Origin of the sequence: Alcanivorax sp., from assembly GCF_002733835.1 — a bacterium.
In the GTDB taxonomy this organism is placed as follows: domain Bacteria; phylum Pseudomonadota; class Gammaproteobacteria; order Pseudomonadales; family Alcanivoracaceae; genus Alcanivorax.
Map to the genome: position 1 here is coordinate 17,188 of NZ_NVWY01000001.1, position 25,995 is coordinate 43,182.

The window sequence follows — 25,995 nt, forward strand, 5'->3', positions numbered from 1 at the left end:
ATACGATTTTTCGGATTGATCCCATTGTTTAAGGATAAATGACGTGGCAGGAACCAGTTTGTTGACGTTGCTGGATGATATTGCAACGGTGCTTGATGACGTGTCAGTGATGACCAAGGTGGCGGCAAAAAAAACCGCAGGGGTGCTGGGGGATGACCTGGCATTGAATGCGGAGCAAACCTCCGGCGTTCGTGCGGAACGTGAGCTGCCGGTGGTGTGGGCGGTGGCGAAAGGCTCCATGCGCAACAAGTTCATTCTGGTGCCTTCGGCGCTGTTGATCAGCGCTTTTCTTCCCTGGTTGATTACGCCGCTATTGATGCTGGGAGGGGCGTACCTGTGTTACGAAGGGGTAGAAAAACTGGCGCATAAATTTCTTCATGGCAAAGAGGATGCTCAGCACCATGAAGAAAAACTTAAAGCCATGGCAGACCCGGATATGGATCTGGTCGCTTTTGAGAAAAATAAAATCAAAGGTGCGGTGCGCACCGATTTTATTCTTTCCGCAGAAATTATCGTGATCGCTCTGGGCACAGTGCAAGACGCGCCTTTCGTTCAGCAGGCGATGGTAGTGAGTGTCATCGCAATCGCCATGACGATTGGCGTTTACGGTCTGGTGGCCGGCATCGTCAAGCTGGATGATGCGGGCTTGCATTTGATTGAGACGGCTAAGCAAAAAGGCGGAAAAGCCCGTGAGGCTTTGGGGAAAATGTTGCTGGGCTTTGCCCCGCGTTTAATGAAGTTTCTTTCTATTGCGGGTACGGCGGCCATGTTTCTGGTAGGTGGTGGAATTTTGCTTCATGGCCTGCCGGGCAGCCACGATGCGCTGCATCATCTGGACGACGCCATGGCGCCATTGCCGTTGTCGGGTTTCCTTAGTGCTGTGGCGCCCATGCTGGCGAATCTGGTGTTGGGTATTATTGCCGGAAGTGTCTTATTGCTGTTGGTCAACGGTGCAGGGAAATTGAAAAAACAGTAAGAGAGAACGAAAAATTGACATGAAAAAAGCGCGAACAGTAAAAACTGCTCGCGCTTTTTTTTGCAAAAGAATTATTCAAATAACGAGAGGTGCTTCTCGTAACCCTGTTCTGCCATTTGATCGACGGGAACAAACCGTAACGCGGCGGAGTTCATGCACCAGCGTTTCCCGGTGGGCGCAGGGCCGTCTCCGAAAACGTGGCCAAGATGAGAGTCCGCATAGCGGCTGCGTACTTCCGTGCGGGTGGTGAACAGGGTGTTGTCCTCGTGCACGGTGATAAAGGATTGATCAATGGGTTGGGTAAAGCTGGGCCAGCCGGTGCCAGACTTGTATTTGTCTTTCGACGAAAAAAGCGGTTCGCCACTGATCACATCCACATAAATACCTTCGGCCTTGTTGTCCCAGTAACGGTTCTGGAAGGCGCGCTCGGTGGCATCTTCGCGGGTGACCTTGTAGACCAGTTCCGGCAGGGATTTTTTCAGTTCCTCGTCGCTGGGGCGCTCAAAATTATCCGGCCCCTGCCATGACTGGGTGACCTTTTTTTCAAGCCAGGGCCGGTGGCTCGGGTCGTCCCAGTGCTCTTCCAGGAACTGGTCCCTGCCGGAGCGATAGCGGTAGTACTTGTACTTGATGGAGTGCGTTTTGTAGTAGTTCTGGTGGTAGTCTTCGGCCGGATAGAAGGTATCCAGTTTAGTGACATCGGTAACGATGGGCTTGTCGAAACGGCCGCTTTTTTCCAGGGCTGCCCGTGACGCTTCGGCGATTTTCTTCTCGTCAGCCGTCTGATAAAAAATTTCGCTACGGTACTGTTTGCCACGGTCCACAAATTGCCCGTTGGCATCGGTAGGATCAATGTGTTGCCATAACCAGGTCACCAGATTGGCATAGCTGACGACCTCGGGGTCGTAGATCACCTTGACCGCTTCGGTGTGCCCGGTTCTGCCGGATGCCACCTGCTCATAGCTGGGGTTCGCCTCGTCACCGCCGGCATAGCCACTAATGGCTTCGCTCACGCCGTCCAGTTGCTCAAAATCGGACTCGGTACACCAGAAGCAGCCACCGGCAAAATAGGCTTCCGCAGCCAGGCTCGGTGTGCTGATCACCAGCAGTCCCATTAGTGTAATAACTCGCATAATTGCTTACCTCCTGCCTGTTGGATGCAGCCGATGGCGATTTGTTGCAAACCGTTATGGCTTACATCACCGGTATGCGCAAACGGACAGGGCGCACGGCCGGAATCTGTCATGGTGCCAGCCTGACATAAACCGGGGAGGATACCGTGAAGAGCAGACAAAGGCTGGCCATTATTGGCCTGTGGTTAATGGCCGGGTGGTGCCTGGCCCAGGGCCCGGCACTGCAGCTGGCGCAGAGCTATGAGAAAGGGATGGCGCTGCAGGGGTATTGGGTCAGCGAAAAGCTGGACGGGGTGCGGGCCTACTGGAATGGGGAGCAGTTGATTAGCAAGGGCGGGCACGTGATCAAGGCGCCGGCCTGGTTTGTGCGCGGCTACCCGGATACGCCCATGGATGGAGAGCTGTGGATGGGGCGCGGGCGATTTGCACAGGTGTCCGCTGCGGTACGCCGGTTGCAGCCCGATGCAAAGGAGTGGCGACAGATTCGATATCAGGTGTTTGATCTGCCCGCCAGTGAGGCGCCTTTCTCGCAGCGTATTCAACAAATGAAGGCGCTGGCGTCAGCCAGTAATGCCTATACGTTTTCCGTAATAGAGCAGCAGCCCGCGTCCAGTCACGCGGCACTGTTGCAGCGGCTGGACAAGGTCATGGCGGCGGGAGGTGAAGGCCTGATGCTGCATCACGGGGACAGCCTGTACCAGGCGGGCCGCAGTGATGCGATTCTGAAAGTGAAGACCTACCAGGATGCGGAAGCCGTGGTGGTTGGCCACACGGAAGGGAAAGGCAAGTACCGGGGCATGCTGGGGGCGTTGGTGGTGCAGCGGGACGATGGCCGGCAGTTCCGCTTGGGCACCGGCTTTACCGATAAACAGCGCAAAACGCCGCCACCATTGGGCACCACCGTGACCTACAAGTATTTCGGCAAAACCGCCACGGGGCTGCCACGCTTTGCCAGTTTTCTGCGGATCAGAAACGACGAACCGTTGGCAGAGCCGTAACGGCAGTTTTGTGGTTTCGGGTGTAGCGATGTCACCCGGCCCACCCTGTGATGGCAGGCCGGGATGAATGCCTCAGGGCTGCAGGTTCAGCTCGTAGATGGCTTCGTTGCCGCTGTCATCCAGCAGGGAGGCCATAAAGCTGCCACCGGCTCCGGCCACCGCGTCGGCCACGAAGTTTTTGGCGCGGTCGGTGTTGGGTACCCGGAAGACGATTTGCAGATCGCTGCTGTAGCCCAGGATCGGTGCGAAGGCCCAGTTGTTATCGGCGGTAGGGGTTACCGGGCTGTTGGCCTGAATGTAGTTGCCGACCACCTGGCGGTTTTCATCGGGCGATTCGATCACCACATGGTCGCCACCGGTGCCGGCGAAGTGGCCGCCGGTGGCACGGTAGTTGTTGCTGGCGATAAGAAATTCCTGGGCCGGGTCGATGGCGGCACCTTCGAACTGCAGATTGACGATACGGCTGCCGTCGCTGATCTTGGCACAGTCCCGGTCGTAGCGGGCCGGTTCGGTCACATCGATCTGGTAGCTGACGCCGTCGATGACATCGAAGTTGTAGGTGGGGAAGCCACTGAAATCCACCAATTCCTGGCGGTCGGCGGTGTCGGTGATCTGGAAGAACTGTGAAGCAGAACATTCCAGCCATTGTTCCAGTTCGGCTCCGGTTACCTTCACTGCCATCAGGGTGTTCGGGTAGAGGTAAAGGTCGGCGATGTTCTTCACTTGCAGCTCGCCAGCGGGGACCACAGTAAAGCTGCTTTCCTCGGCGCAGACCCCGTCACGGTCACAGGCCTTGAACGGGGCGGCGGCGGACAATACAGGTAAGCCATCCAGCTCGGTGCCGACAATGGCGTCTTCCACATAGGCTTTCTGGGCATCGCTGACGATCTGGATGGAAGGATCATCCTTCACCACCGCCAGGAAGCTGAAGATGTCATCGGTGGATTCGCCGATCACCTGGCCCATGTATTCCAGGGTGGCATCGTGGTCGGGTTTGACCAGTGCTGTCAGGGCCGCATCGGCCTCGCCTTCCGGGTCGAGGGCCCGGGCTTCCACCTTGCTGTCCACCACGGTCCAGCTTTCGCCGTCCTCATTGAGTGCCAGGCTCAGGTCGATGATGCCCAGATGGCTGCCCCAGTAGCCGGGCATTACCGATGGCACGCCCTTGATGGTGCCTTTTTGCAGATCTACGTTGGCGGTGTTGGCAAAGCTGTCCGAGGGGAAGGTTAGGTGGCTGTGGCCGAACATGATGGCGTCGATGCCCTCCACGTCCGCCAGGTACCAGCTGCTGTTTTCTGCCTTGGCCTCTTCCGAGTAGGCGGTGGTGTTGATGCCGGAATGGGGAATGGCGACGATGATGTCCGCCCCTTCCGCTTTCATCTGTGGCACCAGTAACTCCGCGGTGGCCTTGATGTCTTTGGCGGTGACCTTGCCCTCCAGGTTCTTCTTGTCCCACTGCATGATTTGCGGTGGCAGGAAGCCGATAAAGCCCAGGGTTATGTCGTGGGGGTTGCCGTTCCGGTCGTAGACCGTCTTGGTGATGAGCTTGTACTGATCGAAGTAGGGGGTGCTGCCGTCGGCGCTGAACACATTGGCGCTGATGTAGGGAAAGGCGGCGTCGTCCACGCTTTCGGCGAGGAAATCCAGGCCATAGTTGAATTCGTGGTTGCCGTAGTTGCCCACGTCGTAGGCCATTTCATTCATCACCTTGTAGACCGGGTGCACTTCGCCGCTGGTGAGCCCTTGCGCCTGGCGCCAGTCGCCCATGGGGCTGCCCTGGATCAGGTCGCCGTTATCGACTAACGCAGAGTTTTCCGGGTGGGTGATTTCGGCACGGGCCTGCTTGACCAGCATGGCGGTACGTACCAGGCCATGGCCGCTGTCTACGCTGTCGCTGTAGTAGTTGTAATCCATCACGTTGGCGTGGATGTCGGTGGTTTCCATCAGACGCAGGTCCACCCGTGTGGTGGTGTCTTGTTGGGCGGGGGTGTTGTCGTCATCGCCGCCGCAGCCGCTGAGCAGGGCGCCGCCGGCCAGGGACAGGGCCAGCAGGGATCGCAGTGAAGCCTTCATGGTGTTTCCTGTGTTTGGGTTCAAGGAAGGGCGGCGCGAACGCCGCCGGGGAATTTTTTAAAACGAATCAGGGGCAGTTGCTGATCACGGTGAGAGCGCTCACCGATTCCAGGCTGGGGTGGTTCATGTAGAGGTCGCGCACGCCGTCCACTTCCAGGGTCTGGCCGATCATGGCCGGGTTGTTGGCGGGGCTGTATTCGGCACGCTGGTCGGATTCCAGCTTCACGTAAACGGTGGTGCTGCTGTTCAGGTCGCCCAGCTCCAGGGCGTAGGGGTCGTTGACGCCGCCGATCACTTCGCCGATCACGGTGAGCGGGGTGCCCTGGCTGCTGGCGTAGGCGTCGCTCACCGACACCGCGCCGCTGCTGCCACAACTGCCGCCGCCGGTACTGCCATCCACCAGCTGCATGTCGGTGACGTACTCGATGCTGGGCTCGCCCATGTAGACGTCACGCTCGCCGCTTACCTGCAGGGTTTCGCCGATCACTGCCGGGTTGTTCTGGGGGCTGAAGTCGTTGCGGTACTGGCTGTCCAGTTTCACGTAGAGGGTGGCGCTGCCGGCGCTGTCCTCAATTTCCAGGGCGTACTCGCCGTTGATGGCCTGGGTGATCACGCCTTCCACGGTGACGGTGGTGCCAGTGGGCTCGGCCAGAGCCTCGCTGACGGACAGCACCTCGTCGCCGCCAGAGCTGCCACCGGGGCCGTTCGGGGCACCGTAGGCGCCATAGTCGAAGGTGCTGGCATCCCAGGGGTTATAGCCGCCGGAGGGGGTGTTCCAGGGCTGGCCGTTATCCGGGTCGTCCAGTTCTTCACTGGCCATGGGCGTTGGTGTGGCGGTGCCGGCCGGGTGGGCGCTGCTGTTGAACTGGGTGTAGCTTTCCGGGGTGGCCAGCCAGTCGATCAGGTTAATGCTGAGCTGGGCGGCGTTACCCGCATCGGTCCAGCCCGGGTAGGTGTTTTTGGTGTTGCCGTTGTCCTGGCGCTTGTACTTGGGTGAGGCATCTTCAATGGGGCTGGAGTCACCGATAAAGGCGGCCTTGCCGGGGCCGGACTTGGCGATGGCCACGTAGGGGCCTTCAGCGGTGCCGCCGAAGTAGAGCCCGGAATCCACCGCATGGCTCCAGCGGCTGGGGCTGTCGCTGGTGGAGAAGTACACCAGGCCCTTGGCCTTGTTCGGGTCGGTGATCGCCAGGGTGGCGCCACCGGCCATCAGCACCGGGCCCACGCCGGTGGTCAGGCCTTCCACTTGGCTGGCGGGTTGGATACCGCTGGCGCCGCTGTGCCAGTCGATGGCATTGAAGCGGAAGCGGATGCCGAACTCCTGGGCCAGCCAGCCGCTGGCGGTACCGGGATTGCGCAGGTCACCGTAGCTGCCGCCCACATTGAACTGGGACAGGGTGGAGCGGTTATAGCCGTTGAACACTTCGGTGCTGTCCCAGGTGTTCAGGTTGCGGTCGGCATTGTAGTGATCGGCCACAAAGAAGATGCCCTTGCCGGCGGCCACAAAATCTTCCAGGGCCTGCAATTCCGCCTGGGTGAAGGGCCGGTTGCTTTCCGCCAATACCAGCACGTCCGCGTGGCTGATGGCGCTGTAGGTAATCACCGCTTCATTGGCGTTGCTGTTGGCGGTGGTGGGGTTGGTGTAGTCATCCACAAACTGGATAACGCCGTCGCTGTTTTTATCCACCCCGCGGTATTCCTGCACGGTGTAACCGGCACTGACCAGCGCATCGGCGAAGTCGGAAAAAGCGCCGTCGATCACCCAGTCCGCATTGCCTTCCGTGCCGCCATGGGAAACATCGAAGAGCACGACCTTGCCATTATCGTTAGCGCCGGGGGATTGAATTGGCGCCGGGTAGTTCCAGTCGTAGGGGGCAGCGTTGACGCTGGCGCAGAGCGTGGCCAACAGGGTAGTGAGAATCCGTTTGTTCATGTGGGATCATCCTTGAACCAGAAGGGGAGAGCCCAAGGCTGATACGGCGACAAGAAAATGCGGTAAAAAGATCGTGATAGTTTGATGAATTCCGGTGAATGTATGGCAGGGTTGGCACTCAGGGCAGGTTTTATATTCCTGTCATCAGGGCATCATGACAGGGAGCCGAGAGGGCGACGCTATGGGCACCGGTTTGCGGATTGACGGGCGATCACAACGGCCAGTGTACGGGCAAAAAGGTAAGGCACAATGAGCCAGACAGCCTCCGATTCGACCCCCACGCCGGTGTCGTCTTTTTCGCTGGTCGCCGACAGCGATCAGGCGTTCACCCTGCGAGTCACCCTGGCCCGGTTGGCGCAGCGCACGCTGGATGTGCAGTACTACATCTGGGATGACGACACCACCGGCAAGCTGCTGATCTATCGTTTGCTGGAAGCGGCGCGGCGGGGTGTGAAGGTGCGCATGTTGCTGGATCATGCCAATCAGTTGGGCCGCGATGTGAAGTGGGCGGCGCTGGATGCGCACCCCAATATCGAGGTGCGGTTATTCAACCCGTTCAAGGGTCGCTATAAATATTTTTTGCAATGGCTCTACCATGCGCCGCTGCTTAATCACCGCATGCATAACAAGGCCTGGATCATGGACGGGGAGCGGGCGCTGGTGGGCGGGCGAAATATTGCCGACCATTATTTTGGGGTGAATGCGTCCACCAATTTCCGGGATCTGGATCTGTACGCCCATGGCGCCATTGTGGCGGATACCCGCACTGCGTTTGATGCCTTCTGGCAGAGCCCGCTGGCGGTGCCCATGAAAAGTTACCGGCGCCGAACCGAGGCCACGGCGGAACGGATCTGGCGTTGGCTGGGGCGCTGGCGCACCTCCCTGAAAGGTTATCCTTACCTGTTTCCCCAACACGAAGCGTTTTTTACCGAGTACCTGCGCAAGCAGGAGCAGCAATGTGTGCAGGCGCCGGCGGCGTTGTTGTTCGATAGCCCGGACAAGGCCAGCGGTGCCAAGCAGACATTGATGGGTGAGCAGCTGGCCCGGTTACTGGGCAGGAAAGACCATCGCGAATTGCTGATGGAAGCCAGTTATTTTATTCCGGGTGACGCCTTTGTTGAGGCGCTGGCGGGCTTTCGGCAGCGGGGTGGGCGAGCGGCCGTGTTGACCAATAGCCTGGCGACCAATGATGTGATTGCAGCTCATGGTGCCTATGCCCGTTATCGGCCGGGGTTGCTGGCGGCGGGGGTGGAATTGCATGAATTGCAGCCCAATGCCCGGGCGCTGCGTCGTCAGGTGCGATTGTTCAAAGGCCGGTCCCAGGCGAGCCTGCATACCAAGGCCATGGTGCTGGACCGGCGTGAAATTTTTGTTGGGTCGTTCAATATTGACCCGCGCTCGGTGCACCTGAATACCGAGATGGGTTACTACGTGGCGTCTGCCGAACTGGGGCAGCAGGTGGCGGCGTTTATTGAAGAAGGGCTGGCGCCGGAAAACAGTTATCGGGTCGACAAAGAGCAGGAAAAACTGACTTGGGCCGGTGATGGCCATGACGGTCGTCCGGTGGTGCGCCACAGCGAACCTGACGTGACGGTGTGGCGACGGCTGCTGGCATGGTTGCTGTCGCTATTGCCCATTGAGCGGATGCTGTAGGCGCGGCAAGCTGGTTGTCTTTAGTCGCCGACTGGTGAGCGCCAACGGGCATAGAGGGAGCTTGCAGGTTGTTGCGATATTTTGGATTTTATGGAGAACATCATGGTCCAGCCTTTTTGCTTTCGATTCCGGGTGCGCTACAACGAATGCGATGCCCAGCATGTGGTGTTTAACGCTCGTTACGGGGACTACGTGGACATCGCCATGACCGAATTCATGCGTGCACTGGGGCGGGATTACAGCCAGTTGCTGGCGGAAGGGCTGGATAACCAGGTGGTGAAGTTGACCACGGAATGGCAGTCATCGGCACGGTTTGATGACGTGCTGGATGTGTTCGTGTCACTCACCCATATGGGCAACACGTCGTTCTCCCTGCAAGCGGATATCCGCCACGCGGATGATGGCCGTGCCATTGCCCGTTCGGAAGCGGTGTACGTGATGATGACCACCGAGCCGTTCGCGAAAACCCCGGTGCCGGATGATCTGCGTGAACGGTTGCAGGCGGGAGCGCCGGGGGTCGTCATCGACCAGAGTGGTCGCGGCTGAACGCCTGGTGCAGGAGCACCGCTGGTGGTACTCCTGCACGGCGTGTGGTTCAGGCTCCGGCCACGTCCAGCACCACCTTGCCCTTGGCGGTACGTGAGGTCAGCGCGGCCAGTGCTTGTTCGTATTCTTCGAACTTGAACACCTGGCTGATGCGCGGTTTGAGCTTGCCCTGGCCGAACAGCTGGAACAGTTCCATGATGTTCTGCATGTTCACTTTCGGTTCCTGCTGGGTGAACGCGCCCCAGAATACCCCGACGATGGAGCAGCCTTTCAGCAGCGCCAGGTTGGCGGGAATTTTGGGGATGTCGCCGGCGGCAAAACCGACCACCAGCAAGCGGCCGTTCCAGGCCATGTTGCGCAGGGCCGCTTCGGTGAACTTGTCACCCACCGGGTCGTAGATCACGTCCACGCCTTTCGGGTAACGCTTCTTGAGCGCCTCTTTCAGGTCTTCGTCAGCGTAGTTGATCAGGTCATCCGCGCCGGCTTCCTTGGCCACTTCCAGTTTCTCATCGCTGCTGGCACAGGCGATCACCTTGGCGCCCATGGCCTTGCCAATTTCCACTGCAGCCAGGCCCACGCCGCCACTGGCGCCCAGCACCAGCAGGGTTTCTCCGGGCTGGATGTTGGCCCGTTGTTTCAGCGCGTGATAACTGGTGCCGTAGACCATGGAAAAGGCGGCGGCGGTGTGGTCATCCATGCCGTCAGGCACTGGGATCAGACGGTTCTCCGGCACCAGAATTTCTTCGGCAAAAGCACCGTAACCGGTGAGGCCCATGATCCGCTGGCCGGGTTTGAAGTTTTTCACGCCGTCGCCCACTTCCAGCACTTCGCCGGCCATTTCGCCGCCCGGTGAAAACGGCAATTCCGGTTTGATCTGGTACTTGCCTTCGATAATCAGGGTGTCGGGGAAGTTCAGCCCGGCGGCTTTTACCCGCACCTTTACTTCGCCTTTGCCCGGCGCAGGGGATGCGATGTCTTCAATGACCAGCGTGTTGGCTGGGCCCAGTTCCTTGCACAGAATGGCGCGCATGTGGTGCTCTCCCGAAAATCAGAATTTTTATGTGTAGGAGACGCTAACGCCGATGGGGGCATTAGACAAATGCATGGGACGCATTGAGAGGGATAAGAGAAATGAATAGTTGAAAGTTCAAAGTGTAAAGTTGAAACGCGGGCCAGGCGGTGATGCCTTGCGATGCCATGCCCGCGATTAACGGTAACGGCGCGGGTGGGGCCTTTCAGCAAACTGTGCCCCGGCCCGCGCTTTTCAACTTTAAACTTTCAACTTGCTCCTGTTGTTACCGGTGCCCGGTGAATTCCACGACCTGCTGGAAGGTGGGGCGGTTTTGCCAGTGGATGGGGGCGACGCCGGACAGGCCGATGGCGCGGTGCTGGATCTGGTCCTGGCTTTCGTCCACGTTCCAGCTGTCCATGCTGGCGATGCCGCCCAGCTGGTCGATGGCCTGGTTGAGGCTGTCGGACAGGGCGTCGCGGCAGGCGTTGCTGTCATTGGTGTCCGCGCAACGCAGGGCCCGGTACGGGTTGGCGCTGGTACCCAGGGCCTGCTCCAGGACCCGCTCCAGATAGCCGTAGTAGCCATTGTTATAGGCGGACCCGCCGGCACCGGGCTTGTTGTCACGGCCCATCAGCGACAGGTTCTGGCCGTCCACGTCTTCCACGGCGGTGATTTGTGGCAGCAGGGTGTCGATCATCAACGGGTACCAGGCATCCATCAGGGCCACGGCGGCTTCTTCATCGTAGTTGCCGCTGCCGTCCCGGTCGCGGCGCATGGCGCCGTTGGTGACCCAGTCCTGCATCAGGCGGATGGCGCTGTCCTGGTCGCCGGTGACCGGTGCACTTTCCAGCAGGGCCAGGGCGTGGGGAATGATTTCCTGGCCACGCAGGTCCACGGTGGCGGCATCGCCCATGGCTTCCACCATGCGTGCCCGGGTGACGCTGCCCTCTTCGACCAGTTGTTGCAGGCGCACATCAAGGATGTCGTTGCGGTGGGCGGAGCCGTAGGGGGCGTGGGCGTCGGCAGCCCACCAGTCACGGGCCGGGCGGTTGTTCCAGCTGGCCAGGTAGCCGCGCTCAGGGTTACTGGCCTGGGGGTGGGCCTGTTGGGGCAGGAAGCCGTTCCAGTCGTACTGGCCGTTACCCCAGCTGGGCAGCTCCGGGTGAATGCCGTTGGCACGCTGCGGATAGTCGCCGGAATGGAAATAGGCGATGTCGCGGTCGTCGATGTAGAACCAGTTGAAGCTGCCGGTGGTGTTGTAGAAAACGTCGTAGAAGCTTTGTACGTCATGGACATCGTTGCGGCTGGCTTGCAGGAACGGCAGGGCCGTATCCAGCTCGGCAAAGTAGGTGCTGCGCTGGCGAGTCACTGCCACGGGCAGGCCGGACACGGTGGCGAAGCCAATCACCGGGCCGTACTCCTCGGTGCGGATCACGCGGCGGTGGACGGCTTCGTTTTGACCGACCGCTTGCGGGTCGGTGGAGGAGGCCAGGTTCCAGCGGGCCACCCATTCTTCGTCGATCACGTCGAAGGGTTTGCACTGGCCGTTAACCTGGTAGCCGCCTTCACCGTGGGCGGGAGCCTCGGCCGGTGAGCAGCGCTGTACCACGCGCACGTCGGTGAGGTCGGAGCTGCCGGAGGTGGCACTCCAGGCGAAGTCCGGGCCGCGGCCGATGACCACGTAGGGCAGGCCGGTGAAGGTCATGCCACGGGTGTTGATATCGCCACCATGGATAGACATTTCCAGCAGCAGTTGCGGTACGAAGTAACTGGTCTGCGGGCCGAACACGGCCAGCGGCTGGCCACTGGCGGAATGCTCGGCATTGAGCAACAGGGCATTGGACATGGTGCTCGGGAAGCCATCACGCAGGCCGTTAAGGCCGGTTTCGATGCCGGCAATGCGTTGCATGACCTGTTCGCGCTGGTGGTCACTAAGGCGGGCGTTGTCTTGCCCGCTGGCGCCTAGCTGCCGGGTCAGTGTGGCCCAGTGTCGGGCCAGGTTGGCGCCATCATCGTCGAGAAATGACAGGGACAGGATGCCGCCGAGCAGGTCGCCCACGGTATCCAGCAAGCCGCCGACCACGCCGGTGCCGGGTAGGGCGGGGACGTTGCCCAGCGCTTCGGGGCACTGGGGCTGGCCGGGTCGGCCACAGGGTTCATGGGTCAACGGTTGGTGGGCCTGGAAGGAGCCGGCGTCGAACATGATGGCACCGGGGAACTGGCCAGCCAGCTCGCCGCGCAGCGGGCACAGGTCGGGCAGGGTTGGCGGTGACTGGGTGGCAAAAGAGCGGGTGGTGGTGACGGAGGATTCTGCATCGACCCCGTTGCGCAAGTCTTTCCACAGGGCACAGGCGGTTTCCGCGCTGCCGGTCTGTTCTTCCAGCGCTTGCAGCAGCAGCACGTTCTTGTGCTCGTTGCCGCCGCCGCCGGCGAAGATGCCCTGAATCAGGGTGGCGATGGCGACCACGTCTTCAATCACGAAGGGTTCCAGCTGCACGCCCAGCGCCACGTATTCCACCGGCACCTGCAACAGGCCGCCACGGGCATCGCTCACGTACTGGTTGAGGCCGGCCACATAGTTGGTGGCATCCTCGAACACCTGGGCGCCGTCGTCACCGAAACGGGCGATGGTCTTGGCGATCATGGTGGTGCGGTCTTCTTCCCGGTAGGGGGCGTCCACCGCAATGTCCTGGTCGAAGGAGAAATCCGCCGGACCCAGGAAGCGGGACAGTTCACCCCGGCCGGCCCGGCGCAGTACGTCGAGCAGGAACAGGCGGTCGGCGGCGGTGACATAGCCGACGCCAAATAAGGCATCGCGGCGGGAGTCGCCGTAAATGTGCGGCACCCCAAAGTTATCCCGTTTGATGTCCACCTGGTAACCGGCGGTGTCGAGGGTCAGCTCACTTTCCCAGTTACCGGCGTCGGGGGCCAGCAAGGGGGCCGCTTTGAAATAGTCGGTTAGCTGATCATCGGTGATCCCGGGTTCGCTACGCACCAGCGCATCGTAGAGGCCCAGCTGATCATCGAAGTGCGGCTCCTTGGTGAGCGCGGGGACCAGGCCGGTTTCCGCCACCAGGTCATCCAGCAGGGTGCCGACCAGGTCGCCCAGACCGGGAATGTCGGCGGTCAGGCTGCTGAGCCCGCCGATATCATCCTGACCGGGGGGCAGGATGTTGAGCACGGTGCCGTAATCCGCATAGGGCGCAGAGACGGTGGCGGGACGATCCGCCGGCGGTGCGGGCGGCGTTTCCGGTTCCGTGGGCAGGTTGGGTGTGGGGGTGTTGGCGGCCGGGGCGGGGCTACTGGAACCGCCTCCCCCGCAGGCACTGATCAGGCTGGCGGCAAGCAGCGCGGTAATGACAACTCCGGGTTTCATGGTGCTCTCCTCGGGACTTTATTGTTTTAAGTGCGATGGTCGTGTGCGCGACACTTTTCGCACGGTAGTCCCAAGATTGGCATTCCCGTGGGTATGAGGGGGAGAGGCGGCAACAAAACAGAAAGAAAAGCCTACTTAACGCAGCATGAAAAGACAGCTACGAGCTTCTAGCCATGAGTTGCTAATGGCAGCCGGGTTTTCTGGTGAGATGCGAAGGGATGAAGTGACGTTTTTGGGTATTAGCAAGTGGGGGCAGCTGCTCACCTCTAGACGCTAGAAGCTCGCAGCTAGGCGCTGTTTTCTTAGCCCTTTTTTTCCATATGCGCCAGCACGTTGGCCAGGCGATCGACGAGAATCTTGTTGATGCTCTTTTCCAGTACCCGGCCCAGTTCATCGCTGACCACGGCATCCGCCAGCGGGCGAATGCGGGTGATGAAGTCGGCCAGCTTGGGCACGTCTTCGCCTTCAGGGAGGGCTTCGTCGCCGTACTTCTCGTCCACCAGGTGGTGGATGATCATGCCGATAAAACGCTCGGCCAGCTTGTCCACTTCCTCGCGGACCAGGCTCACATGGGTGAGTACCGCGTCCAGCGGCACGCCGGCTTCGCTCAGTTCCTTGCCGGCGTTGTAAACGCGCGGGTAGGGCAGGCGCAGGCGCATACCTTCCGGGATGATGTAGCCGAGCTTGACCGCCTTGGTCATCACGTCCGGGGTGATGTCTTCACCGAAGTCATCGAGCAGGTCCTGATAGTCCACGTAGGAGGGGACGCTGGGGTTCTGCCAGGAGGTAACAGCCACTTCCAGGCCGAGAATATCGTTGAGTTCGCGGCCCTGTTCCCAAGCGCTGAGCAGGTCGCGGATATTGTTGAGCGTGTAACCGCGCTCCAGCAAGGCGCCAATGATTTTCAGCCGGGCCAGGTGCACGTCGGTATAAATACCGGTGCGGCCGCGCTTTTCCGGGGGCGGAAGAATGCCGCGATCCTGGTAGGCACGCACGTTACGCACCGTCGAGCTGGCTTCGCGGGCCAGTTCGTCGATGGTGAATTCCTTGTGGTCGCCGGCGTCTGCCGGGGCCTGTTGCTCAGCCGGTTGGGTGTATTTCTTCAGGCTGCGCAAAATAGCTGCGGGATTACGGTCACTGGTTTTCATGTGGCGATGATAGCCCCCTTTTTGCACTGGGGCTAGAAGGGGAGACGCAGCACGCTACATGCATCACGCAACAACGCGGGCGAGCCTGGGCGAGGTGAGAGTTTCGAGTTGCGAGAAGCGAGTTTCGAAAGGCAAAACCCCAAACCCCGTACTTGGCTGGTTTTTTTGATTTTCGAAACTCGTGACTCGTAACCCGCTTCTGGAATCCTTGCCTCGCCCAGGCTCGGATCACCCGCAGGCAGGTTATTCGCTTCGCTCACCCTTCGGGCCGCACTGCGTGCGTTACTCCGCTACGCTACGTTCCTGCGGGTGCTTCGTAGAGGCGTGGTTGCCGGTTCCCGGATGGCTGCTATCTGCTGCGGGCTGCGGGTCGGCATTGACCTGGGCGCGCTTGAGCGCCTCGCTGGCGGGGGCGCCTTCAACATGCTGGATGAACTCACTGATCCAGCCGGCGGTCACGTCCGGATACTGGAGAAGGGGGCTCCAGTGTCCGCAGTCTATTTCCCGGCGCCACAGGCGATCTGTCCACTGGGGCAGGTCTTCGAGCATGGCCGGGCGCACATAGTTGTCTTCGCGGGCAACGATCAGCTGCACCGGGACTTTGGTATGCCGCTCCCGGGGCTTGAGCAGACAAGGCAGCATGTTGGCGCGGTACAGTTCGATACCGTGCACGCCGTCCTGCTGTTGAGTGGCGCTGACTTCGCTGTGCAGGTTTTCGGTGCGGCGCAGTACCTGCGGCCAGACCTTGGCCAGGCCGGCTTTCCACAGGGTCGGGGCCAGCACCGGCAACTGGAAGAGGCCGATGTACCAGGAGTGGGCGAGCTGATTGAGCACGGCGCCGATTTCCTGTTCGCGCAGTCGCGCCTTCATCCACTGCCCCACATGATCCAGGCACGGGCCGGACAGGGTGGTGTAGGAGGCGATGCGTTGCTCGGCGCCGGGATCGGTGACTGATTCCCAGGTCTGGATGGAGCCCCAGTCGTGCCCCACCAGATGCACCTTTTCATCCGGGCTGACGGCGTCCATGACCGCATGCAGGTCGTTGCGCAGTTCCCGCAACTTGTAAGCGGCGCGGCCTTGCGGCACGGAAGAATTGCCGGCGCCGCGTACGTCATAGGCGACGACTTTGAAATGCCGGCTAAGGCGTTCCGCCACTTTTTCCCAGACATGATTGGCGTCCGGGTAGCCGTGTACCAGTATCACCGTGGGGCTTTTGTCCGCACTCCAGGTACGCACCGCCAGGTCCACGCCATTACGGCTTACTTTGCTGTCGCGCCACTGCACCATCAGGCTGCTTCCTCTTGCTTGTCGCCAGTGTTGTTGTCGAGCAGGTGGGCCGGAGCGGGGGTCAGCCAGCGCGGTCCCTGATCGTCCATCAGCAGGAATTCACTGCTGCCGACGCTGTGCGTACCGTCGCTCAACGTCAGTTGCCATTGCCACAGCCCGGGTATCAGCGGTCCTTCGCCGATACGATTACCTTCCGGCAGAGTGCCGGTGAGCGGCGCCAACCGATAGTGCTGGCGCAGGCCGGAGAAACGGCCAGCAAGCTGCTGGGGTGTTTCTCCCCGGGCCAGGGCCAGCGGTAGCTGGTCGCGATAGTCACGCAGGCGGCGGTGTAATGCGGCCAGCGGAGCCACGTCGGGGCCGCTGAGGCAGGCCTTGGCGGCGTAGCCGTTTTGTACCGCATCGCAACGCAGTATATAGCCCATGCCGATCCGGTAACGGCGCTTTCCCGGTCTGTTCAGGCCAAAGCGACGGCGGCTGGGTTGATTGGTAAAGCGCACCTTCGGCGGCCGGGCGGGATCGAACAGTTGGTGCGCACGCAGCCAGTCGCGAATCAGCAGTTCGCAATCCTGCTCGGTCATGCCCGGTTGCAGGGATCCAGCAATGATCTGCAGGCCTTTGTGGGCGTTCTGCCAGGCAGAGAGGTAAGGCGCCAGGGCCTGGGAATCCGGGGTCCAGAATGCGTTCATGAACGCCTCCACCGTGTTGTCGTTGGAATGTAACTCGATCATTACAGCGCTCAATGTCACGGTCAACCGCTATGACTGGCATTCTCACCCCGGGGATGGCTCCCCAGGGTCAATGTCGGGGTGTAACCGGGGGGCAATCCTTCGCGCAATCTTCACATTTTTCGCTGTCTGACTTGTTAGGGTGGGCGCCTGAACAATCTTCAAATTGTGTATTTTGCTCGGCGATGACCGGGATAAGGAGATCAGTTTGCGCCCTCCAGTCCAGACCTTTCGCGGCTTCACAGCCCTGGTGACTTTTTTGCTCGTGTTTTTCACCGCAGCGGCCCACGCTGCGGAGCCCGCGCAGCCGGTTGCGGCGCAACCGGGTGAATACGCGGAGCTGGCGGATTTGCTGGAAAATGACGCCAGCCGCCAAGTGCTGATTGATCAGTTGCGTGGCGTGCACGCGTCTGCCCAGCCTGAGTCGTTGGGGCTGGAAGGCGAAGTGCCAGCCGCGGAGATTGCTGCCCAGGCCCCCAGCGGGCAGACCGCGGAGCAAGTCTCCATGGCGCGCCGCATGGCGGCGGCCACCGGTAACCTGGCCGGTGATATGGGCCGGCAATTTGCAGCGCTGGGCGCCTTGGTGTCGGGCTGGTTTGGCGGCGATGCCGATGCCAGCCAGTCGGTAGCAGCGGCGGCTCCGGTGGACATGAAAACGGTCAGTGCCGCCTTGTTGAATCTGGCGATTCTGGTGGCCGTGACGTTTGTGGTGTTCTGGTCGCTGCGTGCGGTGGGAAGCTCGGTCTTTGCCCGTCTCAGCGGCTGGGCCCGGGCCGGTTCAGAGAAGTTGGCGATCCTGCGCACCATGGTGGCCGTGGCGGTTGCTGCACTACTGGATATTGTCGTGGTGGTGCTGGCCTACTTGGCCGGCACTTTTGTGGCGCCACTGCTCACCGAACAGCTGGGCGCGGATGCCACCCGGTTAGCGCTGTTTCTGAATGCCTTCCTGCTGGTTGAGCTGGCCAAGGTGGGTCTGCGGATGTTCTTTTCCTCCCGCTACGAGGGCCTGCGACTGCTGCCGGTGGCGGCAGAACAGGCGCGCTACTGTAACCGCTTTCTGGCCCGTGAAGCCGGGTTGATTGGCTATGGCATGCTGGTGCTGGTGCCGGTGCTGAACTTCAATGTGTCGCCCTCGCTGGGCAGTGGCGTGGGGACAGTGATCATGCTGGTGGCGCTGGTGTATGCGGCGGTGGTGATCTGGCGCAAGCGCCAGGTGTTGCGTCAGGCGTTGACGCATCGGGCCAATGCCGGGTCCGGGCCAATCCGGCTGTTGCTGCTGTTGTTGGCGCGTACCTGGCACTGGCTGGCGTTGGCGTACGCATTGCTGGTGTTTACCGCCACCGTGCTGAACCCGGAAACGGCGCTGCCCTTTGTGGCCTTGGCAACGTTGGAAACGCTGATTTATGTGGGCCTGGGCCTGCTGGTATCAGTGGCGCTGGGGCAGTTGATTGGCAAGGAAATCCAGCTGTCGGAACGGCTCAACGCCAGCATGCCCCGCCTTCAGGCCCGGGTGAACACTTATGTGCCCACCGGCCTGAAAATCATTCGCGGGCTGATCCTGGCGCTGGTATTGGTGTTGTCGCTGGATGCCTGGCAGCTCTATGACCTGGCGGCCTGGTACGCCACCACCGCCGGTGCGCAAACCGTTTCTGCGCTGATTGATATCTTGCTGATTCTGGCGCTGGCGGCGGCCGTCTGGATTGCCCTGGCCAGCCTGGTCGAGCATAAATTCAGCCCCGGAGAAACCAGTACGCCGGCCCAGGCGGCGCGCGGTGAGACGTTACTGGGGCTGTTCCATACCTCCTTGGCCATCACCATCATCATCATGACGGCGATGATCGTGCTTTCCGAGGTGGGTGTGGATATCGGCCCGCTGATTGCCGGTGCCGGTGTGTTGGGTCTGGCCATTGGTTTCGGTGCCCAGAAGCTGGTGCAGGATGTGATTACCGGGGTGTTTATTCAGCTGGAGAATGCCATGAATACCGGTGATTTTGTCGGGGTTGGCGCCAACTCCGGCACGGTGGAGCGAGTGGGGATCCGTTCGGTGGCATTGCGTGATCTCTATGGCACCTACCACATCGTGCCGTTCTCCTCGGTGGATGCGGTATCCAATTACACCCGCGAATACGGTAACCATGTGGGCGAATACGGCATTGGTTATCGGGAAAGCATTGACGATGCCATCGTTCAGCTTGAGGCGGCCTTCGAGGCGCTCAAGGAAGGTGAGCACAAGGATAATATCCTCGCGCCCATGACCGTGGCCGGGGTGACGGCCCTGGCGGACAGCTCGGTGAATATCCGCGTGGTGATCAAGACCACACCGGGCAATCAGTGGGCGGTGGGCCGTGCCTTCAACCGGCTGGTGAAGATCTACTTCGACAAGGCGGGTATCGAGATTCCCTTCCCGCATACCACCCTGTACTTCGGCGAGGACCGGGACGGCAATGCGCCAGCGGCGAACATTCGCCTGGCAGATCATCGTGTGGTGTCTACTCAAGAGGGCAACGACGGGTAATCCCCGCATTGGACTCATGAAAAAGCGTCTGCAAAAGCAGGCGCTGATCAGGAACTAGATAAATACCACAGGGAAGTGAGATAAATCCGGGAAGAGTCGGGATGAAACGGGAAGTACTGGGGTGGCAACTGAAAGAGTGTTGCAGCCAGTGAAACAGGTGGAATGCTAGAAAAGAGTGTTTTGGTTCGGGTCGCCCATCGCCCGAACCCGCTTAATGATCTTATATATGGCCCTTACGGTCACGCCATGCTCACGAGCCAGGACATCATGGTTCGTTCCGTTGAACTTCTCATAGATAGCGACATCTCGAGCGGCGAGCTTGTAGTGGTGATCCTTCGGGATATTCACCAGCTGACCGCCCCAGTCTCTTGCCAGCATCTCGCTAACGGCACAGCCAGCCTGGTCGGCAACATCGGGATCAACCCCCAGATCGATCAGCTGCTGACGTGTGTTTAGGTGGACCGCTTCCAGCAATTCGTGGCGGCGGTGTTCCATCTGCGAGTCAGATCTGCTCATCGGTACCCCCTTCCTGCTGCTCTATGCGTGCTACCCATTGTTTCAGGGCCTCGATAACTCGCTCGGCCTGCTTGCTGCTCAGCCAGTCCAGGCGGTCAATCCCGGTCTGGCGTTTCACATAGGATGCCAGGGCTTTCTCTGATCGATCGCGGACGGCGCCCGCATTGGCCAGATCAAGCCAAAGCGCCCGGATCTTGCGATCAACGGGCGTCGTGGCGGTGATCTTCTGGCGCGCCTTTCGGGCCTGGGGCTTCGGCTTCCAGCCGAGGTTACTTTCCAGGTGATGAAGCACCTTGGAACGCCCGTGGATGGACAAGTCAGCAGATGATCCAACGCCTGCAATGTTCTGGAGCATGGCCCTGTAATCGTCGTCGTCCATCCCCAGGTCTTTTTTGGCGATGTGGATCTTTGCCAGATCACTTAGCCTACGTTTGGCCGCTGTCACTTGGCCTCCTGTTGCAATAGGCGGCGTAGAATCTGTAAGTCAGAGCGACGAATGAGGGCATACGGCGAGGCTGTGCCCTCGATTACCCGCTCAGTGACTTCCTGGATGGCGTGCTGCATGGTCGCCAGTTGCTGCTCTGGCAGGTGGGCCTGCTGCATCAGCACCCCCTCCGTTTACTGGCGCAGAACATGGCTTTGAAAACGGACTCCAGCATGACTGGCCATTGCCGTTCACCTGCCTTGTGCTGCTTATCCCACTCCGCCATGCCGGCAGAAATCATTTCAGGGGTGACGTCATCCGTGCCCTCTGGACTGCCCCCGGTGGCCACCTGTGCTAGTTCCAACGCTTTGAGATAACGCTCCGTATCGGGGCCTGAGATCAATGCCACCGCCGCCACCGGCTGGCTTTGAGTGCCGTTAAAGGCCATTACGACTTTGCTGTCGCCGTGGCTGGCCATTTCATCAATGATGTGGCGCAGCTCGAGGGCTTCGAGGCGCTTCAGTTCGTATTGCAGTCGTTTGATTCCCATGCTTCCTCCTTAAAGCTTGATTAGACCGCCGCCAGATCCAGCGGGATTGCCTTGTATTGGTCGGTATCACCCACCCGCTCATAAAACCGGACGTACACAGCGGTATCGGCGACCATGATGCTGTCTTTCAGTGCATCCATTGCCCGGAGCCATTCCTCGTCGGCAATCTCCAGGCGCAGCAGTTCCAGAATCGCCTGGGTGCGCAGCTGGCCTTTGTTATTGGTGCGAAAAGCACGATCAACCAGAGCCCGAATGTTTTCGTTGGCGCCTTCGCTCCAGCGGGTGATGCAGCGGTTGATCAGTTCCTTGGCTGCCTCCAGCTCCTCGGTGAATGCCAGGCGTTCAGCGAACGAGCGGACCACCTTGTACTTGCCGTCGTAGCTAATCAGAGAGACATTCCCCTTCTTGCCGCCCAACTTCACGTCGTAGCGATCAGCACTGATCTGAACCACGTCGGCGATATCACTGAGTGCATTCTTTTTGAAGTGCTTCAGGCGGTCATGTATTTCTTTGGCCATATCAATCAGGTCACGGGTCACGCTATCGCGTAGCTTGTCCTGGTCGCGCACCAGGTCTTCGGGTACCAGGTGACCGGCGGCGTTAAGCATGTAGCCTGCCGGCACTTCGGTAATGGCTGTGTTCATGCGGTTTCTCCTTGTTGCTTTCTCTGCCGGCCACGGGCCTTCTGGCCGTTCAGCCTGGCCCGGGCCGCGTCATCGGCGGTGCAATTGAGGCGGCCATAGGCGCCACGCTCCCCCGACATGCCATTGGGGATCTCCCGGATCTTGCCCCCACGCTTCAGGAAGTGATCGATATCGTTACGGAGCTTCTCGGCTCGTTTCTGGTGTGAGAATGTCATCCCTTATCTCCCGTTCGCGTGGTGTTTGAGTTGCTCGTAGGGGTGGCCGTTATCGATCCGGCGCAGCCCTTCGACCTTTCTTTCCACCCGGTTCAGCGTGGCCTCAAGGCCTTCGCTGGCCCGATCAATCCGCTCACGGGCTTCCTTCTGCCTTGCCAGCAGAGGCTGATACTGGCCGTACATGATCTCGTCCCAATGTTTGGCCGGATCCACCATGAAGGCAGCGAAAGTCATATAGCGCTGGAGGTTGTGGCAGGTGAACTTGTTGCCCCAGTACTCCAACTGCTCGGTTTCAATCGCCATGATTCGCTCCTAATGAATGGTCTTGCCGTCTTTCGGGGTCCAGGTCTTCAGGGCTTTCACTAAGCCGAGAAAGCAGGTCATCGCGAACAGCCAGGCATTGGTCTCCTGGTCATGAGGGCCGGTACACTGGGCTGTGACAGAGCCGCTCTCGGTGTCTTCGATCACGATCGTGAACTTCGCCATCTCACACCTCCCTGATCAGGTCTGCGGTCAGCATGGGCACGCCGAGCTTGGCCGCTTCATTCAATGCCGCTGCCACCACGTTGTTGATAGCCAGCGGGTACAACACCGAGTACTCCCCCCGGCCTGATAATTTCTTGCGCAGCGCCTCGACTGCCTCAGCATCCATCACATCCGCCAAGGCGCGGCCCGCTAGCTGGAAGCGGTGGTCCAGGTAACCTTCCACCTCCATATCGATGGGGCGCAGGTTCACCACCTCGCAGCGCTGCACGACCTCACGCACCTGCGGGTTACGTTCGTCCAGCTTCTGCGCCAGCTCGGTCTGGCCGATCAGGATGATGCTGATCAACTTGCTGAAACCGTCCTCCAGCTCGAAAAAGCGCTTGAGGTGCTTCAGGGTGGGGATGGGCAGGCCGTGTGCCTCCTCGATCACCAGCACGTGGCGGTACCCAGCCCGGTGTGATTCACGCAGGGCGTTATGCACCTGCCGGAAACGGGCTTCGGGGCTGCGTCGCAGCGTTTCGCCCGGCGCAATCTTCGCCATAATGGCCTCGGCAATGTGGCCGGCCTTCAGCGTCTTGCCCTTCATATCGTTGTCTTCGAGGCCCAGCACATAGGGCTCTATGATGTTGATGCTGGGCTCGTCATCGTTGGCCCACTGGATCAGATCCCGGCGCAGCGTAGATTTACCCGCCCCGGATTCCCCCACCACCGCCATGAAGCCGCCGTGCTTGGCGATCTGGCGCAGGCTCTCACGCACATAACGAAACTCGGCGTTCACAAACACCTCGCTGGCATTGCGCACCTCATCAAAGGGGTCACGCACCAGGCCAAAGGCACGGCGGGCGTTTGGTGTCAGCACCTGTTTCCGTAGTAACATCTCAATCTCCAGGTCATCGTTATCGTTGCTTTGCTCTGGTTTCGCCTCGCACTCGGTTGCCGCCGGTGCGGGGCTCTCTACTTCTTCCGGCTCGGGTTCGTCTTCTGCCGGGTCGTATTCCTCGAAAATTTCCTCCCCGAGTTCCGGGTCATCCAGGAACGTAAAAATGCGGGCCTTGATTTCCTCCTTAGGCCATTTCTTCGGCCATTTGTGGTAGTTGATCAGCAGCGTCACGGTCGCCGGCGATAGATCCATGCCTGCCGCCAGCGCCATGCGCTTGATGTCCCGTTTATGCAGTAAGGGGCCAAGTTTCATCATTGCTGGTCACCTCCATTGACCACCCGCAGCGGCTGGGCTGCCGGGCGGGAAAGCGCGGTTTCGATATCGTCCAACTGGTCTTCCTGGACACCGTCCGGGTAGCGCTGCTGCAGCCACTGAAAGTGTGTCGGCTCCCAGCGATCGCCCATGCGGTTGGCCAGCCGTTTGGCTGCCTGTACATGGGTCAGGCGCACCGCTTCCACGCGTGGGGTGTCGCCCAGATCCAGCTCGGTGCCGCGCTTGGGGATGTAGTCCGGTACCGGCGTATCGGTGACCGGCTTCATCGGGTCTACCTTGCCGCCAAAGGGCACCGCCTTTGCCTTGCGCTTGGTCGCTGCCTCCTCGTCTGTACCGGACTCGGTAACCAGACGTTCGATGGCCTTGCGCTCGGTATCGGCCTTGGTGTCAGCGTGGGCCTTGTATTCCTCGCCGAGCATGGCGCCCTCCTCAAAGAAGCCATACTCGTCGCGTTTCATCGGCTCCAGCGCCTGCATCACCTCACGGCCTTCATCGTTCAGGTAGATCACCTGAGCCCCGTCGTCATGCCAGGGGCTGCGGGTCACCTCGACTGATTCGCCCACCATCACACCGGGGATATCCGCCACCGAGTAGGTGTGGCTTCGGTAGCTGATCGTCAGATGCGGGCTCACCTTGCGCTTCTCTGGCGCGTGTACGGCCAGTTCACGCATCACCTTTGCGGCGGGCGCTATCTGCAACTGCTGCTCACTGATCGTTAGCCATACCGCATAGCGGGTGCGGTTGGTGCGGGTATGGATTTGGTGGGCGTTGAACCAGCGCATCCAGGCCCAGCCAGCGGAGTTGATATCGTCCAGGCATTGCGGCAGATCCCGCATAAACTTGATGCGGTGTTCAAAGCTGCGCTCGACAATATCGTTGCTCTTTTCTACCTGACCTTTGGCCCACGGCTTGCCCGGTTCATTCACCTGCAGGTGAATGCCCAGCGCCCGGCATAAGTTGCGGAACACCGCCCCGGTGTTAGCGCTGCCCGGATCAACCATCACCATGAACGGCACCCCTTGGAACGGATCGCTGGCGCCTTTCTTCTGGCTGGCGCCGATGAACGCCTCCACCAGGTTCTTGCCGCTTTCCGCACCCAGCACGTAGTGCACGTAGATCACGCCGCTGGTGTGGTCAGTGATCACGTAGCGCCAGACCCGCTCTTTCTCAATCCGGCGGATATTCGCCGGCTTGTTTTTGTAGAAGGCCTTTTCATCCATCACCTGCAGGTACTCACCCTTGGCCGCCGGCATGTAGTAGAGAACGCATAAGCTGGGGTCGATCTGCCAAACATGGTTCGGGTGCTTAGAACGCAAATACTGTTTGGGGCTCGGGCGGCCCAGCTGATCCGGGTGCAGACCGAAGTTGCGCATGGCCTTAGCAATGGCGCTCTCGGTCATGGGCCGGAATTCGCCGGTTTCTTCATCCACGCGGCCCGCCTGGATCATTCCGTTTTGGCGTAGCACCTCCACCGCGTCTTTCAGGCTGGCAAGGCGCTTGCCGTTGTTGCGGCAGGCTTCCAGGATGTACGCGCTGATGATTCGCGCTTCTTCTTGAGTGAGCGCACTCTCGCCGGCATCACAGCGCCGCTTGCGCTGCGGCGCCAGGGTGACGGCCTTGAGCTTGCGCAGCAGGGTGCCACGACTCATGCCCATGTTCGCCGCCGCCGCGTCATAGATGGCGCTCTTGTTGCCATGGCCGGCTGCCTGGGCTTCTGCCGCCACAGCCTGCAGCTGTTCCAGCAGAGCGGGATTCATGCGCCACCCCCGGCTTGTTCCCATTCAGCGCCTTCCTGGGTGCGGAAGATCCCCAGCTGCTCCCGAACGTGATTGAGCGCCTCGTCCATCTGGTTAAGCTGGCCAGCCAGCCACTCCGTTACATCCAGGCTGTGATTCATCCCGTGGAATTGCACCGCCATCAGAGCCTCGGATACTTGTCCGCGAATCAGCGCCTCGCCCTGGAAACACAAGTCGCTGGCTTCCATGCGGATCTGCTTGCTCTCCTCATCGGGCTCAGCCGGCTTGATTTTTTTCTGTTTGGTCGCCAGCTCATCCAGCTTGCTGTTCTTATCCGCGATAACCTGATCCTTCGCGGTAGCATCAGCGCGAGCATCACGTAGGGCCTTACGTAACTCGCGGGTGGACATGCGCTCGATATCGTCCAGCTCCAGCCCGGCCACGGTGCCACCATCAGCCAATGCGGCCAGGTCGTCGTCGTCTTCCACCATCAGCTCATAGAGCTTGGTTTTGCCGAGCGTCAGCAGCTGTTTCCCCTTGCCCTGAAGTTTGGGGGAAAGAAACTTTGCCGCCGCAGTCGCCATCTTGTGGGCAATGCTGTAGTTCATCCCCAGCTGGTTTTCTACGATCTGGATAAACTCCCCATGGCCTTCATGTTCTTTCAGCACGATCAAACGCTTGCCGGCTTCCAGCATCGCTTCTGCGCTCTGTGCCAGGCAGAACCGTGCCTCGTTCACCACGCGCTGGCGGTCGTAGGGTTGGCCATCGAGGTAGAGTTCACAGATCTCTTGGCTGTGGGCCTGAAATTCTGCGAGTTCATTCTTCTTTGTCATGGT

Annotated in this window: 24 protein-coding genes; 5 read left to right on the forward strand and 19 right to left on the reverse strand. The window is 60.3% G+C overall.

The window, feature by feature from the left end; all coding sequences use genetic code 11:
• The first annotated feature begins 43 nt into the window (after positions 1-43).
• Positions 44-976, forward strand: a complete 933-nt coding sequence (locus tag COA55_RS00100) for a DUF808 domain-containing protein (protein ID WP_063519721.1) — start codon at positions 44-46, stop codon at positions 974-976.
• A 71-nt stretch (positions 977-1,047) separates the two neighbouring features.
• Here COA55_RS00100 and msrB read toward each other — a convergent pair whose 3' ends face one another.
• Positions 1,048-2,109 (reverse strand): peptide-methionine (R)-S-oxide reductase MsrB, encoded by a 1,062-nt coding sequence (msrB, locus tag COA55_RS00105; protein WP_290499966.1) that lies wholly within the window; start codon positions 2,107-2,109, stop codon positions 1,048-1,050.
• Between the two features lie 146 nt (positions 2,110-2,255).
• Between msrB and COA55_RS00110 the strand changes: the two genes are divergently transcribed.
• Positions 2,256-3,107 carry a DNA ligase gene (locus COA55_RS00110; RefSeq protein ID WP_063519719.1) on the forward strand — a complete coding sequence of 284 codons (852 nt, stop codon included), beginning with the start codon at positions 2,256-2,258 and terminating at the stop codon, positions 3,105-3,107.
• A gap of 72 nt (positions 3,108-3,179) precedes the next feature.
• On the opposite strand, the gene COA55_RS00115 is transcribed toward COA55_RS00110, so the two are convergent.
• On the reverse strand, positions 3,180-5,180 hold the full coding sequence (locus COA55_RS00115; RefSeq protein WP_290499968.1) for a bifunctional 2',3'-cyclic-nucleotide 2'-phosphodiesterase/3'-nucleotidase: 2,001 nt from the start codon (positions 5,178-5,180) through the stop codon (positions 3,180-3,182).
• Between the two features lie 67 nt (positions 5,181-5,247).
• On the reverse strand, positions 5,248-7,113 hold the full coding sequence (locus COA55_RS00120) for a hypothetical protein (RefSeq protein WP_290499969.1): 1,866 nt from the start codon (positions 7,111-7,113) through the stop codon (positions 5,248-5,250).
• Between the two features lie 249 nt (positions 7,114-7,362).
• Here COA55_RS00120 and COA55_RS00125 point away from each other — a divergent pair, with 249 nt between their 5' ends.
• Both COA55_RS00125 and COA55_RS00130 read left to right on the forward strand, forming a co-directional pair.
• A complete protein-coding gene (locus COA55_RS00125; RefSeq protein WP_290499970.1) occupies positions 7,363-8,766 on the forward strand; it encodes a phospholipase D family protein in 1,404 nt (467 codons plus the stop codon).
• A gap of 102 nt (positions 8,767-8,868) precedes the next feature.
• Complete coding sequence (locus tag COA55_RS00130) at positions 8,869-9,312, forward strand: thioesterase family protein (protein ID WP_063520363.1); 444 nt, start codon at positions 8,869-8,871, stop codon at positions 9,310-9,312.
• Positions 9,313-9,361: 49 nt separating this feature from the next.
• Here COA55_RS00130 and COA55_RS00135 read toward each other — a convergent pair whose 3' ends face one another.
• The 5 genes from COA55_RS00135 to COA55_RS00155 all read right to left on the reverse strand — a co-directional run bounded on the left by COA55_RS00135 (position 9,362) and on the right by COA55_RS00155 (position 16,863).
• Positions 9,362-10,342 (reverse strand): NADPH:quinone oxidoreductase family protein, encoded by a 981-nt coding sequence (locus COA55_RS00135; protein WP_290499972.1) that lies wholly within the window; start codon positions 10,340-10,342, stop codon positions 9,362-9,364.
• A 265-nt stretch (positions 10,343-10,607) separates the two neighbouring features.
• Positions 10,608-13,700, reverse strand: a complete 3,093-nt coding sequence (locus tag COA55_RS00140; protein WP_290499973.1) for a penicillin acylase family protein — start codon at positions 13,698-13,700, stop codon at positions 10,608-10,610.
• Positions 13,701-14,002: 302 nt separating this feature from the next.
• A complete protein-coding gene (locus tag COA55_RS00145; protein WP_290499974.1) occupies positions 14,003-14,848 on the reverse strand; it encodes a MerR family transcriptional regulator in 846 nt (281 codons plus the stop codon).
• Positions 14,849-15,130: 282 nt separating this feature from the next.
• Positions 15,131-16,135, reverse strand: coding sequence for an alpha/beta fold hydrolase (locus tag COA55_RS00150; protein WP_082872393.1), 1,005 nt, complete (start codon positions 16,133-16,135; stop codon positions 15,131-15,133).
• Positions 16,135-16,863 carry a hypothetical protein gene (locus COA55_RS00155; RefSeq protein WP_063520903.1) on the reverse strand — a complete coding sequence of 243 codons (729 nt, stop codon included), beginning with the start codon at positions 16,861-16,863 and terminating at the stop codon, positions 16,135-16,137. Before COA55_RS00155 ends, COA55_RS00150 begins: the two co-directional genes overlap by 1 nt.
• Before the next feature lie 205 nt (positions 16,864-17,068).
• On the opposite strand from COA55_RS00155, the gene COA55_RS00160 reads away from it, so the two are divergent.
• Positions 17,069-19,375, forward strand: a complete 2,307-nt coding sequence (locus COA55_RS00160) for a mechanosensitive ion channel domain-containing protein (protein ID WP_290499977.1) — start codon at positions 17,069-17,071, stop codon at positions 19,373-19,375.
• Positions 19,376-19,540: 165 nt separating this feature from the next.
• Here the strand turns inward: COA55_RS00160 and COA55_RS00165 are convergent, their stop codons facing one another.
• From COA55_RS00165 to COA55_RS00215, 11 genes are read right to left on the reverse strand one after another with little or no spacing between them, the layout of a single operon-like run.
• Positions 19,541-19,891 carry a Mor transcription activator family protein gene (locus COA55_RS00165; protein ID WP_290499979.1) on the reverse strand — a complete coding sequence of 117 codons (351 nt, stop codon included), beginning with the start codon at positions 19,889-19,891 and terminating at the stop codon, positions 19,541-19,543.
• The gene (locus COA55_RS00170) at positions 19,878-20,336 is read right to left on the reverse strand and encodes a regulatory protein GemA (RefSeq protein ID WP_290499981.1); all 459 of its coding nucleotides are present in this window, start codon (positions 20,334-20,336) and stop codon (positions 19,878-19,880) included. Before COA55_RS00170 ends, COA55_RS00165 begins: the two co-directional genes overlap by 14 nt.
• A complete protein-coding gene (locus COA55_RS00175; protein WP_290499982.1) occupies positions 20,333-20,494 on the reverse strand; it encodes a hypothetical protein in 162 nt (53 codons plus the stop codon). Before COA55_RS00175 ends, COA55_RS00170 begins: the two co-directional genes overlap by 4 nt.
• A complete protein-coding gene (locus tag COA55_RS00180) occupies positions 20,494-20,865 on the reverse strand; it encodes a hypothetical protein (protein WP_290499984.1) in 372 nt (123 codons plus the stop codon). The genes COA55_RS00175 and COA55_RS00180 overlap by 1 nt, the downstream gene beginning before the upstream one ends.
• A gap of 20 nt (positions 20,866-20,885) precedes the next feature.
• The gene (locus COA55_RS00185; RefSeq protein WP_290499986.1) at positions 20,886-21,509 is read right to left on the reverse strand and encodes a DUF3164 family protein; all 624 of its coding nucleotides are present in this window, start codon (positions 21,507-21,509) and stop codon (positions 20,886-20,888) included.
• A complete protein-coding gene (locus tag COA55_RS00190; RefSeq protein WP_290499987.1) occupies positions 21,506-21,724 on the reverse strand; it encodes a hypothetical protein in 219 nt (72 codons plus the stop codon). The genes COA55_RS00185 and COA55_RS00190 overlap by 4 nt, the downstream gene beginning before the upstream one ends.
• A 3-nt stretch (positions 21,725-21,727) precedes the next feature.
• Positions 21,728-22,027 (reverse strand): hypothetical protein, encoded by a 300-nt coding sequence (locus tag COA55_RS00195; RefSeq protein ID WP_290499988.1) that lies wholly within the window; start codon positions 22,025-22,027, stop codon positions 21,728-21,730.
• Positions 22,028-22,036: 9 nt separating this feature from the next.
• Entirely contained in the window at positions 22,037-22,210 is a 174-nt protein-coding gene (locus tag COA55_RS00200) for a hypothetical protein (protein ID WP_290499989.1), read from the reverse strand.
• Position 22,211: 1 nt separating this feature from the next.
• Entirely contained in the window at positions 22,212-23,405 is a 1,194-nt protein-coding gene (locus tag COA55_RS00205) for an AAA family ATPase (protein ID WP_290499991.1), read from the reverse strand.
• Entirely contained in the window at positions 23,402-25,180 is a 1,779-nt protein-coding gene (locus COA55_RS00210; protein ID WP_290499993.1) for a hypothetical protein, read from the reverse strand. The genes COA55_RS00205 and COA55_RS00210 overlap by 4 nt, the downstream gene beginning before the upstream one ends.
• On the reverse strand, positions 25,177-25,992 hold the full coding sequence (locus COA55_RS00215) for a hypothetical protein (RefSeq protein WP_290499994.1): 816 nt from the start codon (positions 25,990-25,992) through the stop codon (positions 25,177-25,179). Before COA55_RS00215 ends, COA55_RS00210 begins: the two co-directional genes overlap by 4 nt.
• Positions 25,993-25,995: the final 3 nt, after the last annotated feature.

Excerpts from the sequence above, each read along its gene's own strand:
- msrB (WP_290499966.1), bottom strand. The coding sequence starts at position 2,109 with ATGCGAGTTATTACACTAATGGGACTGCTGGTGATCAGCACACCGAGC.
- COA55_RS00125 (WP_290499970.1), top strand. The coding sequence starts at position 7,363 with ATGAGCCAGACAGCCTCCGATTCGACCCCCACGCCGGTGTCGTCTTTT.
- COA55_RS00195 (WP_290499988.1), bottom strand. The coding sequence starts at position 22,027 with ATGGCGATTGAAACCGAGCAGTTGGAGTACTGGGGCAACAAGTTCACC.
- COA55_RS00200 (WP_290499989.1), bottom strand. The coding sequence starts at position 22,210 with ATGGCGAAGTTCACGATCGTGATCGAAGACACCGAGAGCGGCTCTGTC.
- COA55_RS00145 (WP_290499974.1), bottom strand. The coding sequence starts at position 14,848 with ATGAAAACCAGTGACCGTAATCCCGCAGCTATTTTGCGCAGCCTGAAG.
- COA55_RS00205 (WP_290499991.1), bottom strand. The coding sequence starts at position 23,405 with ATGATGAAACTTGGCCCCTTACTGCATAAACGGGACATCAAGCGCATG.
- COA55_RS00115 (WP_290499968.1), bottom strand. The coding sequence starts at position 5,180 with ATGAAGGCTTCACTGCGATCCCTGCTGGCCCTGTCCCTGGCCGGCGGC.
- COA55_RS00120 (WP_290499969.1), bottom strand. The coding sequence starts at position 7,113 with ATGAACAAACGGATTCTCACTACCCTGTTGGCCACGCTCTGCGCCAGC.
- COA55_RS00190 (WP_290499987.1), bottom strand. The coding sequence starts at position 21,724 with ATGACATTCTCACACCAGAAACGAGCCGAGAAGCTCCGTAACGATATC.
- COA55_RS00165 (WP_290499979.1), bottom strand. The coding sequence starts at position 19,891 with ATGAGCAGATCTGACTCGCAGATGGAACACCGCCGCCACGAATTGCTG.
- COA55_RS00150 (WP_082872393.1), bottom strand. The coding sequence starts at position 16,135 with ATGGTGCAGTGGCGCGACAGCAAAGTAAGCCGTAATGGCGTGGACCTG.
- COA55_RS00130 (WP_063520363.1), top strand. The coding sequence starts at position 8,869 with ATGGTCCAGCCTTTTTGCTTTCGATTCCGGGTGCGCTACAACGAATGC.
- COA55_RS00175 (WP_290499982.1), bottom strand. The coding sequence starts at position 20,494 with ATGCAGCAGGCCCACCTGCCAGAGCAGCAACTGGCGACCATGCAGCAC.
- COA55_RS00210 (WP_290499993.1), bottom strand. The coding sequence starts at position 25,180 with ATGAATCCCGCTCTGCTGGAACAGCTGCAGGCTGTGGCGGCAGAAGCC.
- COA55_RS00140 (WP_290499973.1), bottom strand. The coding sequence starts at position 13,700 with ATGAAACCCGGAGTTGTCATTACCGCGCTGCTTGCCGCCAGCCTGATC.
- COA55_RS00180 (WP_290499984.1), bottom strand. The coding sequence starts at position 20,865 with ATGGGAATCAAACGACTGCAATACGAACTGAAGCGCCTCGAAGCCCTC.
- COA55_RS00185 (WP_290499986.1), bottom strand. The coding sequence starts at position 21,509 with ATGAACACAGCCATTACCGAAGTGCCGGCAGGCTACATGCTTAACGCC.
- COA55_RS00215 (WP_290499994.1), bottom strand. The coding sequence starts at position 25,992 with ATGACAAAGAAGAATGAACTCGCAGAATTTCAGGCCCACAGCCAAGAG.
- COA55_RS00155 (WP_063520903.1), bottom strand. The coding sequence starts at position 16,863 with ATGATCGAGTTACATTCCAACGACAACACGGTGGAGGCGTTCATGAAC.
- COA55_RS00135 (WP_290499972.1), bottom strand. The coding sequence starts at position 10,342 with ATGCGCGCCATTCTGTGCAAGGAACTGGGCCCAGCCAACACGCTGGTC.